14 protein-coding genes, 1 tRNA gene and 1 pseudogene are annotated in these 16460 nt (G+C 61.3%); 12 read left to right on the top strand and 4 right to left on the bottom strand.

The features are described from left to right. Positions 1-139: 139 nt before the first annotated feature. Positions 140-1060: pseudogene (locus FJW08_RS19710) on the top strand (2-hydroxy-3-oxopropionate reductase); the annotation flags it as partial. A gap of 121 nt (positions 1061-1181) precedes the next feature. On the opposite strand, the gene FJW08_RS19705 reads toward FJW08_RS19710, so the two are convergent. Then, a complete protein-coding gene (locus FJW08_RS19705) occupies positions 1182-2030 on the bottom strand; it encodes an RNA methyltransferase (protein WP_140811922.1) in 849 nt (282 codons plus the stop codon). A 198-nt stretch (positions 2031-2228) separates the two neighbouring features. Here FJW08_RS19705 and FJW08_RS19700 point away from each other — a divergent pair. The 8 genes from FJW08_RS19700 to FJW08_RS19665 all read left to right on the top strand — a co-directional run bounded on the left by FJW08_RS19700 (position 2229) and on the right by FJW08_RS19665 (position 6424). After that, positions 2229-2313, top strand: a tRNA-Tyr gene (locus FJW08_RS19700). A 273-nt stretch (positions 2314-2586) separates the two neighbouring features. After that, the gene (locus FJW08_RS19695) at positions 2587-2745 is read left to right on the top strand and encodes a hypothetical protein (RefSeq protein WP_084637125.1); all 159 of its coding nucleotides are present in this window, start codon (positions 2587-2589) and stop codon (positions 2743-2745) included. 233 nt (positions 2746-2978) lie between these two features. Further along, positions 2979-3410, top strand: coding sequence for a hypothetical protein (locus FJW08_RS19690; protein ID WP_140760212.1), 432 nt, complete (start codon positions 2979-2981; stop codon positions 3408-3410). 214 nt (positions 3411-3624) lie between these two features. Then, the gene (locus FJW08_RS19685) at positions 3625-4119 is read left to right on the top strand and encodes a DUF1772 domain-containing protein (RefSeq protein WP_140811921.1); all 495 of its coding nucleotides are present in this window, start codon (positions 3625-3627) and stop codon (positions 4117-4119) included. 67 nt (positions 4120-4186) lie between these two features. Next, positions 4187-4372 (top strand): hypothetical protein, encoded by a 186-nt coding sequence (locus tag FJW08_RS19680; protein ID WP_140760215.1) that lies wholly within the window; start codon positions 4187-4189, stop codon positions 4370-4372. Beyond that, a complete protein-coding gene (locus tag FJW08_RS19675; protein ID WP_140811920.1) occupies positions 4369-5265 on the top strand; it encodes an alpha/beta hydrolase in 897 nt (298 codons plus the stop codon). Before FJW08_RS19680 ends, FJW08_RS19675 begins: the two co-directional genes overlap by 4 nt. A gap of 128 nt (positions 5266-5393) precedes the next feature. Beyond that, the gene (locus FJW08_RS19670; protein WP_140811919.1) at positions 5394-5804 is read left to right on the top strand and encodes a DUF427 domain-containing protein; all 411 of its coding nucleotides are present in this window, start codon (positions 5394-5396) and stop codon (positions 5802-5804) included. Between the two features lie 11 nt (positions 5805-5815). Then, a complete protein-coding gene (locus FJW08_RS19665) occupies positions 5816-6424 on the top strand; it encodes an isochorismatase family cysteine hydrolase (protein WP_140811918.1) in 609 nt (202 codons plus the stop codon). A gap of 105 nt (positions 6425-6529) precedes the next feature. Here FJW08_RS19665 and FJW08_RS19660 read toward each other — a convergent pair whose 3' ends face one another. Together FJW08_RS19660 and FJW08_RS19655 are read right to left on the bottom strand one after the other, a co-directional pair. Beyond that, the gene (locus FJW08_RS19660; protein WP_140811917.1) at positions 6530-8131 is read right to left on the bottom strand and encodes a DHA2 family efflux MFS transporter permease subunit; all 1602 of its coding nucleotides are present in this window, start codon (positions 8129-8131) and stop codon (positions 6530-6532) included. Beyond that, positions 8128-9321: an HlyD family secretion protein gene (locus tag FJW08_RS19655; protein WP_246682442.1), complete on the bottom strand. Its 1194-nt coding sequence runs from the start codon at positions 9319-9321 to the stop codon at positions 8128-8130. The genes FJW08_RS19660 and FJW08_RS19655 overlap by 4 nt, the downstream gene beginning before the upstream one ends. A gap of 466 nt (positions 9322-9787) precedes the next feature. On the opposite strand from FJW08_RS19655, the gene FJW08_RS19645 reads away from it, so the two are divergent. Genes FJW08_RS19645 through FJW08_RS19635 form a run of 3 tightly spaced genes read left to right on the top strand, consistent with a single transcriptional unit; the run spans position 9788 to position 13703 of the window. Further along, complete coding sequence (locus FJW08_RS19645; RefSeq protein ID WP_140811915.1) at positions 9788-10405, top strand: (2Fe-2S)-binding protein; 618 nt, start codon at positions 9788-9790, stop codon at positions 10403-10405. A 1-nt stretch (position 10406) separates the two neighbouring features. Beyond that, positions 10407-11420, top strand: coding sequence for a xanthine dehydrogenase family protein subunit M (locus FJW08_RS19640; RefSeq protein WP_140811914.1), 1014 nt, complete (start codon positions 10407-10409; stop codon positions 11418-11420). Between the two features lie 3 nt (positions 11421-11423). Continuing rightward, positions 11424-13703 carry a xanthine dehydrogenase family protein molybdopterin-binding subunit gene (locus tag FJW08_RS19635; RefSeq protein ID WP_140811913.1) on the top strand — a complete coding sequence of 760 codons (2280 nt, stop codon included), beginning with the start codon at positions 11424-11426 and terminating at the stop codon, positions 13701-13703. Between the two features lie 251 nt (positions 13704-13954). Here FJW08_RS19635 and FJW08_RS19630 read toward each other — a convergent pair whose 3' ends face one another. Next, positions 13955-16348 (bottom strand): membrane-bound PQQ-dependent dehydrogenase, glucose/quinate/shikimate family, encoded by a 2394-nt coding sequence (locus FJW08_RS19630; protein WP_281408447.1) that lies wholly within the window; start codon positions 16346-16348, stop codon positions 13955-13957. Positions 16349-16460 lie beyond the last annotated feature (112 nt).

Raw genomic sequence — 16460 nt, 5'->3', positions numbered from 1 at the left:
GGCAACCGCATCTTAGGGGGAGAAAACTGTTACCTATGTATCCGGTTCATTCTGTTACCCATCTATCCGCTGGACACCGGCAGGCGGATGAGGGGCAGCGCCAACTTTTGATGAATTCGAAAGAACTTGCAGGAGAAACCACATGGAAACCATCGGCTTCATCGGCCTCGGCATCATGGGCGCGCCCATGGCGGGGCATCTGCTCGACGCCGGCTACAGCGTCATCGCCAGCGACCATCGCTCCAAGCCGCCGGCTGATCTCGTCGCCAAGGGCCTGAAGACGGTTACCGGCCATGCCGCCGTGGCCAAGGCCGCCGACATCATCATCACCATGGTGCCGGATACCCCACAGGTGGCCGAGGTGCTGTTCGGTGAGAACGGCGTCGCCTCTGGCCTTTCCAAGGGCAAACTCGTTATCGACATGAGCTCGATCTCGCCGATCGAGACAAAGGAATTCGCAAAAAGGATCAACGATCTCGGTTGCGACTATCTCGATGCGCCGGTTTCGGGCGGCGAGGTCGGCGCCAAGGCCGCATCCCTCACCATCATGGTCGGAGGCGAGGAACAGGCGTTCGATCGTGCGAAACCGGTTTTCGAAAAGATGGGCAAGAACATCACCTTGGTCGGGCCGAACGGTGTCGGCCAGACCACCAAGGTCGCCAATCAGATCGTCGTCGCGCTGACCATTGAAGCCGTCGCCGAAGCACTTGTTTTTGCATCGAAAGCCGGGGCCGATCCAGCCAAGGTCAGGCAGGCGCTGATGGGCGGGCTGGCAGCGTCACGCATCCTCGAAGTGCATGGCGAGCGCATGGTCAAGCGCACCTTCGCGCCGGGTTTCCGCATCGAACTGCACCAGAAGGATTTGAACCTGGCGCTGGAGGGTGCAAAGGCGCTTGGCGTGTCGCTGCCCAACACATCGACCACCCAGCAGCTATTCAATTCCTGCGCCGCCAACGGTGGCGCCAAGGAGGATCACTCGGCGCTGGTGAGGGCGCTGGAGCGGATGGCGAATTTCGAGATCGGCAAGGAGGCAAAAGAAAGCAAAGGCAAAGCGGCATAGGTCGGAAGAGGGCGGCATAACGTTCCCAAGCCGCAAACTTTTGTCTTAACCCAGGAACGGGTTCCGGCAAGCGTTCGCCGGAACCCGTTTTGATTCATGGCGGGAAGCTTGCCGCTTCCAATCAGCCACGCTTCAGAAATGCCCGCGCTGCATAAAGGCTCACCGCCGCTGCGTTCGACACGTTGAGTGAGCGGATAGCGCCGGGCATGTCGAGCCTGGCCAACGTCGTCACCGTCTCGCGCGTTTTCTGGCGCAGGCCCTTGCCTTCAGCGCCGAGGACCAGGGCTATCTTCTCGCCAGCAAAACTCGTTTCGAGTTCCGCCGGCCCGTCCGAATCGAGCCCGATGGTCTGGAAGCCGGCTTCGTGCAACTGGCCGAGCGCATCGGCGAGATTCCTCACCTCGATCTGGTCGATATGCTCCAGCGCGCCGGAGGCGGATTTCGCCAGCACGCCGGATTCCTGCGGACTATGGCGGGCCGTGGTAATCAGCGCTCCGGCGCCGAAAGCGACCGCCGAGCGCAGGATGGCGCCGACATTGTGCGGGTCGGTGACCTGGTCGAGCACCAGCACCAGCCTGGTGTCGCCGAGTGCGTCGAGACGCTTCGGCTTCAGCGGCTCCGCCTCGATCAGCACGCCCTGATGCACGGCGTCCGAGCCGGTGACTTTGTCGATGTCCCTGGGTTCGACCAGTTCAGCCTTGAAGCGCAGGGCGGCGAGATCGCCGATCTCGAGCCGTTCGGCCGCATTGCGCGTCACCAGCATTTTCTTGATCCGACGGCGCGGATTGTCGAGTGCCGCGCGCACTGTGTGCAGGCCATAAAGTCGCACCAGGCCATCCCCGGCGTTCTCGCCTGGTGGCACGGGTTGGCGGGGCCTGAACGCCGGCGCGCCGCCGCTTTTCTCGTCGCGAAAGGCGCGGCGCAGCTTGGCGTAGTGGGTGTCTTTCGGGGTGTTGGAATTGTTGCTCATGGCCGGCTTCTATAGCGGTCTCCTCCGGCCAAGGATACGCCCTGTCGCCGCAGCCGGCGAACAACGTCGAAAAACCCTTCCTGCGCGGTTGACACCCACTGGCCTTGCCGCCATAAGGCGCTTCGCTGGTTTCGGAGAAGACACAACTCGGGTCCGAACTGGCGCGAATGCCTCGTTGCATGGCTCCGGTGGCAGATTGGAGAGGTGCCCGAGTGGTTAAAGGGGACGGACTGTAAATCCGTTAGCTTAGCTTACGTTGGTTCGAATCCAACCCTCTCCACCACTGCCGGCCCGGAAGCCCTGAACGCGAAAAATATCGGACCGAAAGTGCGCGGCGCTTTCGGCAATCTGGCACGTCAGCTTGCCGGCTGAGCCGCTCGCACGGAATCATCGCTTGATCTGCTTTTGGACCGGGCCAGAATGTGGCTGACGGCGATCGCAGGTACCGCTCCGTACGAAATCGACAATTGGCTCCTGTGTGAAAATGCGCGATCATTGGAAAATGGCACGCAAATTGGACGACAAACTCGATTGCAAGGCTTGCGGGACGATCCAGATGGACATTCCCGACGACGCCACGGAGTCGACGCCAATTTATTGCAGCAATTGCGGTGCCTTCCTCGGCGAATGGGGTGAATTGCAGGACGATTTCTACCGCCAGGCTCGCGACGCCGAAGCATTCGACCTGCGCGACGGCAACATTATCAAAAAGTAGGATGCCATAAAGGCAACCGCCGGGGTGCTAGGCCGCTATTGGACCGCTCCTCCGTCGGCAGAGCCTGTGGAAAAGCGCGCCATTGAGTGAACGCGGTCAGCGCATTTGTGATCCGGCCCAGACGCATTCGGTGGGGCCGAATTCTTCCGGTTTCGCGCTCTTGTCGAAGTACCGCCGCGCGGTAATTCCCTTGAAGGGGTGGGCACTCCTCCCCTTCACGACAGGAGCTGACCATGAAACACCAGACACTCGACCAACTACAGGCCGTCGCCAGGATTGAACCCTCGGCGCCATATTCGGAAATGACACGGGATGAGCGCATCGCGCGATGGGCTGAACTTCTCGATCAGAATCCCGAGCGATGCCTTGGCGCGTTTACAGGCACCGAACATATGCATCCGGAGGCACGCGCCATCGCACGCGGCGAAGGGTCGGCAATTACTGTTGCCTTCGAAGACCCGATGCTGCGCGCGTTGGGTCTTCGGGATGACACTTATGGCGAGGCCAAGCGCTTCTTCGAACTGAACGACTGGCAACTGCATGACATCGTTTGCGATTGTCACGTAGGCTCTACCATGAAAGCACGGTGGGCTGCCGCTCGGGTCCGCGCGACAATTGGCGGCAACAGGTTTCTTACGTGGTTGAGGCAAAGGATCATGTTCTGACGCGCGCGGGGCGGCTTAGGTGAGGATCGTCACCTGTTCGCATTCGCAACCGCGCGCGGTGCGACCCCACCTGACCCGTCTTGTCGATCAGTCCCTGTGCTCGTGGCAAAGCCGAACGGCTGCACGATGACTTCTCTGCGTTCCGCGGGCTACGGCGGCGGCCAACGGCCACTCCATGCCGGTTGCGAAAGAGCGCGGTTAATGGAGTAAGAGCATGCGCGTTTTGATGGTTTTCACGCTCCTGCTGGTCGCAATCGCAACGGCGCTCTCGCTTGCACATGCATTGGAGCTACCGGGCAAAATGCGCCTGAAAGAGGCGACCTACAAGGCAGTGCAGACGATCTACTATCCCGGCTTCACGATTGGCGGTTTTTCCGAAATCGGAGGCATCCTCGCGCTTGCCATCCTGCTCTATTTGACGCCTTCTGCAAGTACTCGGTTCTGGTGGACGCTCGCGTCGCTGTTTTTCCTGGCGGCGCAACACGCGACCTATTGGCTGGTCACGCATCCCGTCAATAATTTCTGGGTGAAGGACGTCGCCATGTCGAGATCGGGCGCGGCGTTTTTCTCCATATTCGCTCGGAAGCAAGATGGTGATTGGAGAGATTTCCGGAATATCTGGGAGATGTCGCACGCCATCAGGGCAAGCCTTGCAATGTCGAGCCTGACCTCGATCGCCGTTGCGGCAACGCTTTTTGCGGATGGCTGATCGGGGGCGCCCCGGGCAACCAAATTCGCGGAACCTCGTTGTCGACCATCAGTCAGGGGAGGTTTCGATGAAGAAATCCTTGTCGCTTCTGGTGTTGGCTGCTGCTCTTGCGCTCGGTGCCTGTGATAACAGCACCCAACCGACGAAAGCCAACACCGACTCCGTCAACAAGAATCCGCAGGTTGACCAGGATGTCAGACCCAAGTCGACGACTGGCGGCGACCAGCCGGTTACAGCGCCGGAGAGCAAATGAACCTTGTCTCATTTTGCGATACGCCACTGCTGCGCATCGCTTATCTCAGTGGTGGGCCGCAAGACGGTCCGCCGGTCGTCCTGCTGCATGGCTGGCCGGACGACGCGACCACTTACGCGCGCATTTCGCCGGTCCTCCACGAGGCCGGCTTTCGGACGTTTTCGCCGTGGTTGCGAGGTTTTGGGCAGACATCGTTCCTGTCGAAAGAGACCATGCGATCCGGCGAAATTGCCGCAATGGCGCAGGATGTGCTGGACTTTGCCGACGCGCTTGGCCTCAGCCGCTTTGCGGTCGTCGGTCACGACTGGGGAGCACGGATCGCCTACCTCCTGGCCTCGATCTTTCCCGATCGCATCAGTTGCTGTGCCGCGCTATCGCTTGGCTGGCAGCCCGGCAAACCGGCAACGCCGGCGCCTGAACAGGCGAAAGCATTTTGGTATCAATGGTTCATGGCAACAGCGCGCGGCGCCGAGTTCGTGCGAAAGAACCGCAAGGAATTCGCCAGATTCCAATGGGACAGCTGGAGCCCGTTGGGCTGGTTCGACGACGCCATTTTTGATGAAGTGGCTGCATCCTTCGACAACCCGGATTGGCCGGACGTGACGCTGCATTCCTATCGGGTTCGCTGGGGTGAGGCGGAGCCCGATCCGCGCTACGCGGAGCTGGCCCGCCGGCAAACATCGGTCAAGATCATCACGGTGCCGACTTTGACGCTTCATGGTGGCGATGACCGTGTTGTACTGACCGCATCCTCGGAAGGACTGGAGGAGCATTTCACGGCGCCCTACAAACGAGTGGTCCTGGACGCGGTCGGGCACTTCCCGACACGTGAGGCTCCACACGAGGTTTCGCGGCTGTTGGCGAGCTTTCTCGATAGTTTCGGCAGCCGATAATTGCTTGGCTCGGCGGTCCATTCGGCTTCACCGCACAAGCTGGAACCTGATGCATCGCCGCGCATTTCGTCTCCATCGATGGATCGAAACGCAGTCCAACGATCAATCGATAGCCAGGGAGAATTCCGATGCAAACTTCAGTCGCAACGTCAGATCACGACTTTCGCCCACTGACCATAGAGCCGTTTGCCGGGACGGTGACCGTGCGATTTTCCGATGCTGTGGTCGCAGCCACCGAGCACGCGAAGGTCGTCAGGGAAGAGGGACAGGAGCCGACGTTCTTTATCCCCTTCGAGGACATCTATTTCGACCTTTTCGAAAAGACCAACACCACAAGCAGCTCACCGCTCAAGGGGAATGCGAGTTACTGGCGGGTCCATGCTGTCGGTAGCTCGGCCGACGACTTCATGTGGGCATACGAGACGCCCGATACGGCAGCGCTGGCCATTGCAGGTCATGGCACCTTCGATCCGCGAAAGGCGCGCATCGATGTCGACCCGGTGGAGGACAAACGGCACACCCCACATGTCACGGAATAGGATTATCTTCGATGTCGATGCCGGGCCTGGCATATGGTCCGTTGGGGCACCGATGCATGCATGTTTGTGTCGATATGCAAAAGCTGTTTGCCAAGCCGTCGCAGTGGGCGACCCCCTGGATCACCCGTGTCCTTCCTCAAATCGAGAGGCTGGTCGAAAGACGAGCGCCACAGACCGTCTTCACGCGCTTCCTGCCGGCGCAAAAGCCGGGGCAGGGCGTCGGCACATGGAAGCGCTATTATGAGCGCTGGTCCTCGATGGCGATCGAAAATATTGGCTCCGACATGGTCGACCTGTTGCCGGCGTTGGTCACTTACTGCCCGCCAGCGGCAGTCATCGACAAGCACATATACTCGCCTTGGTTCGAAGGTCGCCTCAGGGCCTTTCTGAACGAACGCGACATCGACACGCTGGTTATCACCGGCGGCGAAACCGACGTGTGCGTTCTGGCCACGGTGCTCGGAGCGATCGATTTCGGCTATCGCGTGGTTCTTGTTACGGATGCGCTGTGCAGTTCATCCGACGCAACGCATGACGCGCTGTTGACCGTTTATCACCAACGGTTCGCGCAGCAGGTGGAGACGGTCGAGATGGAAACGGTTCTCTCGAACTGGATCTGACGTTGCCGGTCATTCGCCAAGCATTCAATGCTTGCGACTTGCGATGCTTGCCGGGAAAAATGGCAGGCGGCGGAAGTCCTGGAATAGGTTGGCGGGGCGGGCCGGCTATTTCGGCTGGCGTCCGTCGGGTTTTGGAGACCGCAGCAGCAAGGCGAGGGGAACAAACAGTGCCGTCGCGATGGCGCAGTAGCGAAAAACGTCGATGTAGGCGAGCAGCGAAGCCTGGCGCGCGATCAACTGCCCAAGCCAGCCGATGGCTTGCTGCTTGGCCTGAAGCATGCCCGAGCCTTGGGCGACAAAGTGATCCGTCACCTGACGCAGCAGCTGCTGATAGGCAGGTGACGATTGCACGGTATGGCTGACAAGGTTCGATTGATGCAGCTGCGCGTTTTGAGCGATCACGGTGTTCGACAATGACACGCCGATGCTCCCGCCGATGTTGCGGGCGACGTTGATCAGCGCCGACGCCTGGTTGGTCTTCTGCGGAGCGAGGCCGACATAGGCCGCTGTCGAAATGGGGATGAACAGGAACGGCAGGCCGATCATCAAGAAGATACGCGCGAAGGCAAAGAAGCGGAAACTGGCGTCCGGGGTGAGGGACGTCATGTGCCACAGGGCGACCACGACAACGGACATGCCCATCATGATCAGATATTTGGGCTGCACCAATCCGGCGGCAAATCCGGAAATCGGCATCAAGATCAGCATGGCGATGCCGCCGGGCATCATGGAAAGGCCCGACAGGGTGGCCGTATAGTCGAAGGCGGTCTGTTGCAGCTGCGGCATCAACTGCGTGGTGCTGAACAACACGGCTCCGACAGCCATCATCACCAGGAACGACGCGCCGAACTGGCGGGTGAACAACAGGCGCACGTCGACGATCGGATCGCGGTGACTAAACTCCCATGGGATGAGCAGCAGGAACGAGATCGCCGAAATCACTGCAAAAGTCGTGATGAAACCCGATGCGAACCAGTCGTTTCTCTGACCCTCATCAAGGAAGATTTCCAAGCAGCCAAGAGCGGTGGCGACCAGGATGAACCCGACCCAATCTATTCTGAGGCCGCCCTTCAGCCGCTCCTGACGTTCGCGCTCGATCACGTCCGGCTCGACGAGAAGCCACTGCACCAAGGCAAGCGACATGATGCCGAACGGCACGTTGATGAAGAAGATCCAGTGCCAGGAGAAATGGTCCGTCAGCCAGCCGCCGAGGGTCGGCCCGACTGTCGGTGCGACGATGACGGCGATGCCATAAAGGGCAAAAGCCTGGGAACGCTTCTCGGGCGGAAAGGTATCGGCAAGGATGGATTGTTCGCTCGGCGCCATGCCGCCGCCGCCGAGACCCTGCAGGATCCTGAAGAAAATGAGCATTTCCAGATTGGGCGCGAGGCCGCACAACAGCGATGCGATGGTGAACGTCGCCACGCAAAGCATGTAGTAGCGCTTCCGCCCGATCACGCTGGCCAACCAGCCGCTGACCGGGATGATCACGGAATTCGCGACCAGATAGGTAGTGATCACCCAGGTGCTCTCGTCCATGCCGGCAGCCAGGCTGCCGGCGATGTTGCGCAGGGCCACGTTGGCAATCGAAGTGTCCAGCACCAGCATGAAGGTGGCGATGGAGACGACGATTGCGATCAGCCAGGGATTGCGCCCGCCGGCGGCGGATCGGCTTTCGCTTTGGGCGCTGGAGATTTCGCCAGTCATCGCACCTTGACCGTCGGCACCACCGACAGGCCCGGACCCAGCAGCACGCCGGGCGGTTTGTCGAAGACGATCTTCACGGGTACGCGCTGCACCACCTTGACGAAGTTGCCGGTGGCGTTTTCTGCCGGCAACAGGCTGAAGGCGGTGCCACTACCCGCCTGGATGCTGTCGACGCGGCCATGAAAAGATCTGTCCGGATAGGCGTCAATCTCGATGTCGACCGGCTGTCCGGGCCGCATCAGATCGAGCTGTGTTTCCTTGAAGTTGGCCTTCACCCAGACTTCGTCCGGAACAAACATCATCAGCACCTGGCCTGGCTGGGTATAGGTACCGTTGGCGACCGAGATGCTGGTTGCCCGCCCGGCGACCGGTGCGGTGATGGTTGTGCGGGATAGCATGGTCCTCGCCTGGTCCTGGCTGGCCTTGGCCTGATTGAGCTTGGCTTCGGCGCTTTTGGTCTGCGCCTGCAAAACAGCGACCTGGCTCCTGGCGGCAGTTACATTGGCTTGAGCGCTGTCGAGAGCCGCCTGGTCCTGGCGCAGCGTCGAAGCGGCCTGCTGCGCCTGCTGTTGGGTGGCCGTGCCCTTGGCCAGAAGTTCACGGTTGCGCTGGTCCTCGGCTTTGGCGAAATCGAGCGCGGCCTGTGCCTCCGCCGTCTGCTTCTGCGCCGCATCGATCTTTGCGTTTTGTGCTTCGATCTGAGCCCCTAGTTCGACAATGTCGGCCTGCGCCGAAACCACGCCGGCATCGGCCTGTTCAAGGCTGGCCCGATAGTCGCTGTCATCGATGCGCAACAGGACGTCGCCCGCCTTGACCGGTTGGTTGTCGGTCACCGCAAGGTCAGTGACCCGTCCTGATATCTCGGCGCTGATAGTTATCGTGCGGGCGTCGATAAAGGCGTCGTCGGTCGATTCATACTGGCGGGCATTCAGCCACCACATGATCAGTGCCACGGCGGCTAGCAACATCACGATCAAGATTGCAATGGCCACGTAAGGATGCCGCCGGGGGAAACCTAGGAGGCTGGGCTTTTGTTCATCCGCCTGCTTGTCCCGCGCTTCGCGCTCCGGAGCGTTAGGCTGCGCCACATCGCCCCTGCGTTTTGGCGACGCATCCTGTCCGGCCTTGCTCGAAACGCCGCGCGCATCTCTGACTTTGTCTGGTTCTTCAGTCTCGGTTTTTGCATCCACGGGGAGAACTTTCAGGGAAGGCGCCGACCGCTTTAACGACCGATTCAACGACAGCTCTTCACAAAAGTTCCTGACGAACCGGCTCGGCGGCATTCGTCGGGATCGTAGCCAAAGCCGTTCAACCGACGGCAAATCTGATCACTGTGATGAGGATCACGATGCCGACCAGCCCTGCGATGAAGATGATCCGGCGTGTGCGGGTTCGCAGGATGATCTCACCTTGTCGCGCCTGTTCAGCCGAAAAGACAGGGCCTTCGTCATCAAGCCGATCGCTTCGCCGATCGCTCCGATCATTGGTCATGATCGCCTCCTTCCTTGGAACCTATCGAGGACAACCACGGCCTTGCGGCTGAAGTTCCGCATGGCCGTCCTGCAAAGGATACGATCACAGCGATGTGAGGAGGGAACTTTGCCTCCCGCGAACAGTTTCGTCCGCTTGAGCCTCCAGCCAGCCGGAAAGCCAGCCATGTCCAATCCCACAAGCCCTAGCGGCCTGAGCAGACGCACCTTCATGACGGGTTCTGTTACGGCGGCAGCCGCAATGCCTCTCATGGCCACCTCGACAAAAGCCGCCGAGCCGTCGCCTGCCAGAGCGGTCGAGCCGCGCGACCTGTCGACGATTTCGCTCCGGGTCAACAAGCAGGCCTACACCCTCGCACTCGACAATCGCACGAGCCTGCTTGACGCTCTACGTGACCATGTTGGTCTGACCGGCACCAAGAAGGGTTGCGACCACGGCCAGTGCGGTGCCTGCACCGTTCTTGTCGATGGGAAGCGGGTGCTATCCTGCCTGAGCTTTGCCGTCATGAACCAGGGCCGCGAGGTCACGACTGTCGAAGGCCTGGCTTCGGCCGACGGCGAACTGCACCCGGTGCAGCAGGCGTTTGTCGACCATGATGCCTTTCAATGTGGCTACTGCACGCCGGGCCAGATCATGTCCGCCATCGGTTGCATCGACGAAGGCCATGCCGGTTCGGAGGATGATATCCGGGAGTATATGAGCGGCAATCTGTGCCGGTGCGCAGCCTATCCGAACATCGTCGCGGCGATCATCCAGGCGCGCGACGAGATCAGGAGGGCCTAGGATGCGTCCCTTCCTCTATGAAAGACCAACGAGCGTCACCGCGGCGATCGCCATGGCGTCTCATCTCGATGGTGCGCCAACACAGGCCGACACCCAGTTCATCGCCGGCGGCACCAATCTGGCCGACTACATGAAGCTGGGTATCGCACGGCCGGAGCGGCTGCTCGACCTTAACGAGCTTGCCGAGCCTGCTTTGCGGCAGATCAAAACGGACGACGACACCATCCGTTTCGGTGCGCTGGTTCGCATGGGTGAGGCAGCCGACAACAAAGACGTCAGGCGCCGCTGCCCGCTCCTTGCCGACAGCCTGAAATTCGCCGCTAGCGGCCAGCTTCGCAATATGGCCAGCCTTGCCGGCAACGTGTTGCAACGAACGCGGTGCGAGTATTTTCGGGAAACCTCCTGGCCGTGCAACAAGCGGGAGCCCGGTTCCGGCTGTGCGGCGATGGAAGGGATAAACCGCCAGCATGCTGTGCTCGGCACCAGCGATGCCTGCATAGCGACCTATCACGGTGATTTCGCGCAGGCGCTGATTGCACTCGATGCCGTCGTCGAAGTGGAGGGGCAGCGTGGCCCGCGCAAGATCCCATTCGCCAGCCTGCACCGGCTTCCCGGCGACACACCCAACATCGAGACGGATCTGGCCGCCGATGAAGTCATCGTCGCCATCGACGTTCCGCTTGGTGCATGGAGCCGTCGCTCGCGCTACCTGAAGATACGCGATCGCGAATCCTACGCATTTGCGCTGGCCTCGGCGGCGGTGGCGCTGGAGATGGACGGAGACACGGTCAGGCAAGCGCGCATAGCACTCGGTGGCGTCGCGACGGTGCCATGGCGCGCGAGGGCGGCGGAGGATGCGCTGCGTGGCAATGCCCTCGACGACAAGGCCGCGAGGGCTGCTGCCGAAGCCGCATTCGCTGATGCCAAGCCACGAGAACACAACGCGTTCAAGATACCGCTCGGAAAGCGCACGCTGGTGCGAGCGCTGCTCGAGACCCGTGACATGAAGGTCTGAGCCATGAATCAAGCCGCTCCAGCTCCAAAAGAAAACCAAGGCGAACCGGTCGTCCGCATCGACGGCAGGCTGAAGGTTACCGGGCAGGCCAGCTATCCGGCCGACATCGCCACGGCCAATGTCGCTTATGGCGCTCTAGCCACGAGCAGCATCGCTCGGGGCAAGGTTTCCAAACTCCATACGGATGACGCCAGGGCCGTGCCAGGAGTGCTGGACATCGTGACCTATGGCGACATGGATCAGACAGACACGCCGAAATTTGGCAACACCGGTGCAAGCTCCATCGCCCCCCTGCACGACAAGACGATCTTCCACGATGGCCAGATCATCGCCCTGGTCGTTGCCGAGACATTCGAGGCGGCGGAGGAAGCGTCGATGTTGATCCGCGCCGACTACGAAGACGAATCGCCAAGCGCCAGCTTCGATTCCGAAGGCGTGAAGGTGGAACCGGCGGCCGGCAAGAGCCCGATGTTGCAGGAGGATGTCAAAGCCGGCGACTTCGACGCTGCCTATGCATCCGCAGCCGTCAAGATCGACCAAAAATATTCGACGCCGACCCAGCATCACAATCCGATCGAACTGTTTTCGACCACGGCGATGTGGCAAGGCGATCAACTCACCGTCCATGAGCCAAGCCAGAATGTCACCGGCTGGAAAATCGAACTTGCCCGGCAGTTGAAGATCGACCCTGCCAATGTGCGGATTGTCAGCCCTTATGTCGGAGGCGCGTTCGGTTCCAAGGGACCGATGACGGCTCGCACCGCAATTGTCGCGGTTGCCGCGCATCGTGTTGGACGGCCGGTACGCTGCGTCGTCAGCCGCATGCAGGCTTTCAACACCCAGACCTACCGGGCCGAGACCAGGCATCGAATCCGCATCGGCGCCGGCAAGGACGGCCGCATCACGGCGTTCGGACACGAGGGCTGGGAGGTTACATCACGCCCTGACCCTTATGTCGTCGGCGGCACGTCAGCCACCGGTCGCATGTACAACTACGATTCCGTGCTCACTCACGTTTCTATCGTCCATGCCGATCGCAACACACCGGGCTACATGCGCTCGCCGCCGGAGACGCCGTACGTCTACGCGCTCGAGAACGCCATGGACGAAATGGCTGTGGCGCTCGGCATGGATCCCGTCGAGTTTCGGCGCATCAACGAGCCTGAAAAAGAGCCTATCGGAGGCAAGCCATTCTCCAGCCGGTCGCTGGTCAAATGCTACGACCAAGCCGCCGAAGCCTTTGGCTGGTCGAAGCGTGACGCCGCGGTCGGATCGATGCGCGACGGCGACTGGCTGGTCGGCATGGGATGCGCGACAGCCATCTATCCAACGGCCAGCGCGCCATGCGCGGCCCGAGTTCGCTTGACCGCCGATGGACAGGTTCGCGTCCAGTGCGGTTCGCACGAGATTGGCACCGGTGTGCGCACCGTCGCCGGACAGATGGCCGCCGAACGTCTGGGGATAGGGATGGACAAGGTCAGCGTCGAGATGGGCGACAGCGCCCTGCCACCGGCGCCGGTCTCGGGTGGCTCGATTTCGACCGCGAGCGTCTGCTCGGCGGTTCTGAAGGCCTGCGACGCGGTGCGCGGAAAACTTTTCGCGGCAGCCGTCGCCGGAGATGGCCCATTGGCTGGTTCCGGCAATGCCAAGCTGGACATGGAGCAAGAGAAGATCGTGGCAATCGGCGGCAAATCCGCCAGGCTGTCGGATGTCTTCAACGTGATGCAGGTCGGCGCGATAGAGGAGTACGCCGAGTTTGCACCAAGGGGTTCGACGCCGGAAGCACTGAAGAAACTCTATGCCGGGCAGGCGGAATTCCACGGCGGCGATCAGGACAAGGAGTCCGTGAAATACGCCTTTGGCGCTGAATTCGTCGAAGTGCGCGTCAACAGCTACACACGCGAAATCCGGGTGCCACGCATCGTCGGTGCCTTTGCGGCGGGACGCATCATGAACACGCGCACCGCGCGCAGCCAACTGATGGGCGGCATGATCTGGGGTATCGGCCAAGCCCTTCACGAGGCGACGGAGATCGACCGGCGCAAAGCCCGCTACGTCAATCGTGACCTGCAGGACTATCTGGTGCCGGTCAACGCCGACATCAAACAGGTCGACGTCATCCTTGTTCCCGAGGTCGACCTAGACGTCAACCCGGCTGGCGTCAAAGGCTTGGGGGAGCTAGGCAATGTCGGGACCGCGGCGGCCGTGGCAAGCGCCGTGTACCATGCTACGGGCAAACGCATTCGAGACTTGCCGATCAGGATAGACGATTTGATAAGCTGATGATCAAGGGCCGCGACGGGAAGGTGGCTTCGCTGGCGCGATGCAAACGGCGCGGTGGCGCGCGGTATAGCGCCGGCCCGATACCTTGTCGTGCCACCTCATGTCGGAGCAGTGGCGGAATAGACGGCGCACGGCATCGACTACGCGCTTCGGCTTCCTCTGCCAACAAGCTGTCGGGGCCAGGTGGCATCTGTGGGATGACCGTGCCGAGAGCATCTCAAGCCAGGCCCTCAGGCTCCCTGAGGACCGGCTCAGCCCGCGGGCAATGCGTAAGCAATGACCTCGTCGCCGACCTTCGTCTCCATGAAGTGGTGGCCGCCAGGTGCGATCACGACGTACTGCCGGCCGCCGACTTCATAGGTCATCGGCGTGGTCTGGCCGCCTGCCGGCAAGTCTGTTTGCCAAACCACCTTGCCAGTCTTGATGTCGATGGCGCGCAGCTTGTCATCCGTCGCCGCGGCAATGAAGATCAGCCCGCCCGCGGTCACGAGCGGCCCACCATTGTTCGGCGTGCCGATGTCGATCGGCAGCATGGACGGGATGCCCAATGGGCCGTTCTTGACCGCCTCGCCAAGCGGCTTGTCCCACAGCGTCTTGCCAGTTTTCAGGTCGATGGCGCGGATGTGGCCATAAGGCGGTTCGGAACACAAAAGTCCCGTCGAGAGTCGCCAACCCGCGTTGACGGCGATGGCATAGGGCGATCCCATCTGCGGATCGCCCATGTCCTTGGCCTTCTGCGAACCGCCGCCCTGCTCGATCGACTTGAAACCGATCTGATCGGCTTTTTCCCGCGGCAGCAGCTGGTTGTAGTTGGGCATGTCATTGTAGTTGGCGATCAGGATGCCGTCATCGGTATCGACAGCGATGCTGCCCCAGTCGGAACCGCCATTGTAGCCGGGATATTCGATGAAAGGCTTGTCCACGGTCGGCGGCGTATATTCGCCCTGGTAGGAGGCCTGTCGGAACTGGATGCGGCAGTAGAGCTGGTCGAGCGGGCTCATGCCCCACATGTCCTTCTCGGTCAGCACCGGCTGGTCGAGATGCGCATAGCCGGAGTAGGGCTGCGTCTTGGACAGCTTTTCGGGTTCGACACCACCCGACGGAACCGGCCGCTCCTCGACCGGGAAGAGCGATTTTCCGGTCTTACGGTCGAGCACGTATATCTGGCCCTGTTTGCTCGGCACGATGATTGCGGCGACTTTTCCATCAGCTGTCGGGAAGTCGACGAGCGTCGGCTGCGAGCCGAGGTCGTAATCCCAAAGGTCGTGATGAACGGTCTGGAAATGCCAGGCCGGCTTGCCTGTGGCGACGTCGATCGCCACGATCGAGGAGTTGTATTGATTTTCGAAGTCCTTGCGATCCACGCCGTAATAGTCGACCGAGGCGTTGCCGAGCGGCAAATAGACATAGCCGAGCTGAGGATCGGCGGCCGCGACGGTCCACATATTGGGCGTGCCGCGCGTATAAGTGGCGCCTTGGGGCGGCGCGCCGGTGCGGTCGGGATGGCCCATGTCCCACGCCCAGACCAGTTTGCCTGATATCACGTCATAGCCGCGCACCACGCCCGACGGGGCATTTTCAGCCTGTCCGTCCTTCACCTGGGCGCCAAGCACGGCTATGCCGCGCACGATGGTCGGCGGCGCGGTCACCGAGTACCAGCCGGGAACCGTCTTGCCGAGCCCCTGGGTGAGGTCTACGACGCCTTGCTGGCCGAAATCACCGCATGCCTTGCCGGTCCTGGCATCGATGGCGATCAACCTGGCATCGAGCGTGCCCCACAGGATGCGTGTCGCGCATGGCTGCTCGGCGTTTGCTCCCTGAGCGGCGTAATAGGCGACACCGCGGCAGCTGGCGCCGTACGGAATGGCGTCGTCGGACACTTTCGGATCATATCGCCACTCCTCCTTGCCGGTCGCCGCATTGGCGGAGATGACGATACCCTTGGCCGAACAGGCAAAGAGATGACCGTCGACCTCAAGCGGTGTGTTTTCCGGAGAGTATTTGTCGGCCGCCGCCTTGCTTGGCATGTCGCCGGTGTGGAAATCCCAAACCTTGGTCAGCTTCGCCACGTTGCCGGCGGTGATCTGTTTGAGGGGTGAATACCGCGTCGCCAGCTCCGAGCCGCCGTAGACAGACCAATTCGATCCAGCCTGATGGATCGCGGTGTCGGCCTGAGCCGGCGGGGCGGTTTCCACCGCGCCTCCAACTGGCGGCGTGGCAGGAGCGATCGCTTCCTGCGATTGTGCCGCAAGCGTGAAATGATGGAGCCCGATTGCGCAGCCGACAATGACAACGCCAGCGGATGTGGTCGCGTACGCAGCGTCGCGAACGCGCTTCGCGCGGTCAGCGCTGAAGGCCGGCAAGGTCAGCAGAACGAAAATTAGGACAATTGTCGGGGCGAGCACGCGGGGCATCAGCCCCCAGCCGTCCATGCCCACTTCCCAATAGGCCCAGGCAAGCGTCGCTATCCAGGTTAGGGCGTAAAGCCAGACGCCTGCGGCATTGCCACTCAAAAGCAAAATCCCGGCGACCAGGAGCGCCACTCCGGCAGGCAGGTAGTACCAAGACCCGCCCAGCGCGATCAGCCAGGCGCCGCCTGCGCCGATCAGCAAGCCAAGTATCACCAGCAATACGCCTATGAACATTGACCACCAGAAGGCGAGACCTGAGCGGGTGAGAGTGGGGGGGGTTGGATTGGCGTGTGTCATGTCGACATTTCCACGTGGCATTTATCGTGATCATGTCGAACGCCCGCCA

The sequence above is a fragment of the Mesorhizobium sp. B3-2-1 genome (genome assembly GCF_006439515.1).
GTDB lineage: Bacteria > Pseudomonadota > Alphaproteobacteria > Rhizobiales > Rhizobiaceae > Mesorhizobium.
Note: the sequence above shows the minus strand (reverse complement) of the source record. Positions and strands in the feature narration are given on the sequence as shown.

What these genes read in the sequence shown, in the direction of transcription:
- FJW08_RS19705 (WP_140811922.1), bottom strand. Translation starts at nt 2,030, where the DNA reads ATGAGCAACAATTCCAACACCCCGAAAGACACCCACTACGCCAAGCTG.
- FJW08_RS19695 (WP_084637125.1), top strand. Translation starts at nt 2,587, where the DNA reads ATGGACATTCCCGACGACGCCACGGAGTCGACGCCAATTTATTGCAGC.
- FJW08_RS19690 (WP_140760212.1), top strand. Translation starts at nt 2,979, where the DNA reads ATGAAACACCAGACACTCGACCAACTACAGGCCGTCGCCAGGATTGAA.
- FJW08_RS19685 (WP_140811921.1), top strand. Translation starts at nt 3,625, where the DNA reads ATGCGCGTTTTGATGGTTTTCACGCTCCTGCTGGTCGCAATCGCAACG.
- FJW08_RS19680 (WP_140760215.1), top strand. Translation starts at nt 4,187, where the DNA reads ATGAAGAAATCCTTGTCGCTTCTGGTGTTGGCTGCTGCTCTTGCGCTC.
- FJW08_RS19675 (WP_140811920.1), top strand. Translation starts at nt 4,369, where the DNA reads ATGAACCTTGTCTCATTTTGCGATACGCCACTGCTGCGCATCGCTTAT.
- FJW08_RS19670 (WP_140811919.1), top strand. Translation starts at nt 5,394, where the DNA reads ATGCAAACTTCAGTCGCAACGTCAGATCACGACTTTCGCCCACTGACC.
- FJW08_RS19665 (WP_140811918.1), top strand. Translation starts at nt 5,816, where the DNA reads ATGTCGATGCCGGGCCTGGCATATGGTCCGTTGGGGCACCGATGCATG.
- FJW08_RS19660 (WP_140811917.1), bottom strand. Translation starts at nt 8,131, where the DNA reads ATGACTGGCGAAATCTCCAGCGCCCAAAGCGAAAGCCGATCCGCCGCC.
- FJW08_RS19645 (WP_140811915.1), top strand. Translation starts at nt 9,788, where the DNA reads ATGTCCAATCCCACAAGCCCTAGCGGCCTGAGCAGACGCACCTTCATG.
- FJW08_RS19640 (WP_140811914.1), top strand. Translation starts at nt 10,407, where the DNA reads ATGCGTCCCTTCCTCTATGAAAGACCAACGAGCGTCACCGCGGCGATC.
- FJW08_RS19635 (WP_140811913.1), top strand. Translation starts at nt 11,424, where the DNA reads ATGAATCAAGCCGCTCCAGCTCCAAAAGAAAACCAAGGCGAACCGGTC.
- FJW08_RS19630 (WP_281408447.1), bottom strand. Translation starts at nt 16,348, where the DNA reads ATGTTCATAGGCGTATTGCTGGTGATACTTGGCTTGCTGATCGGCGCA.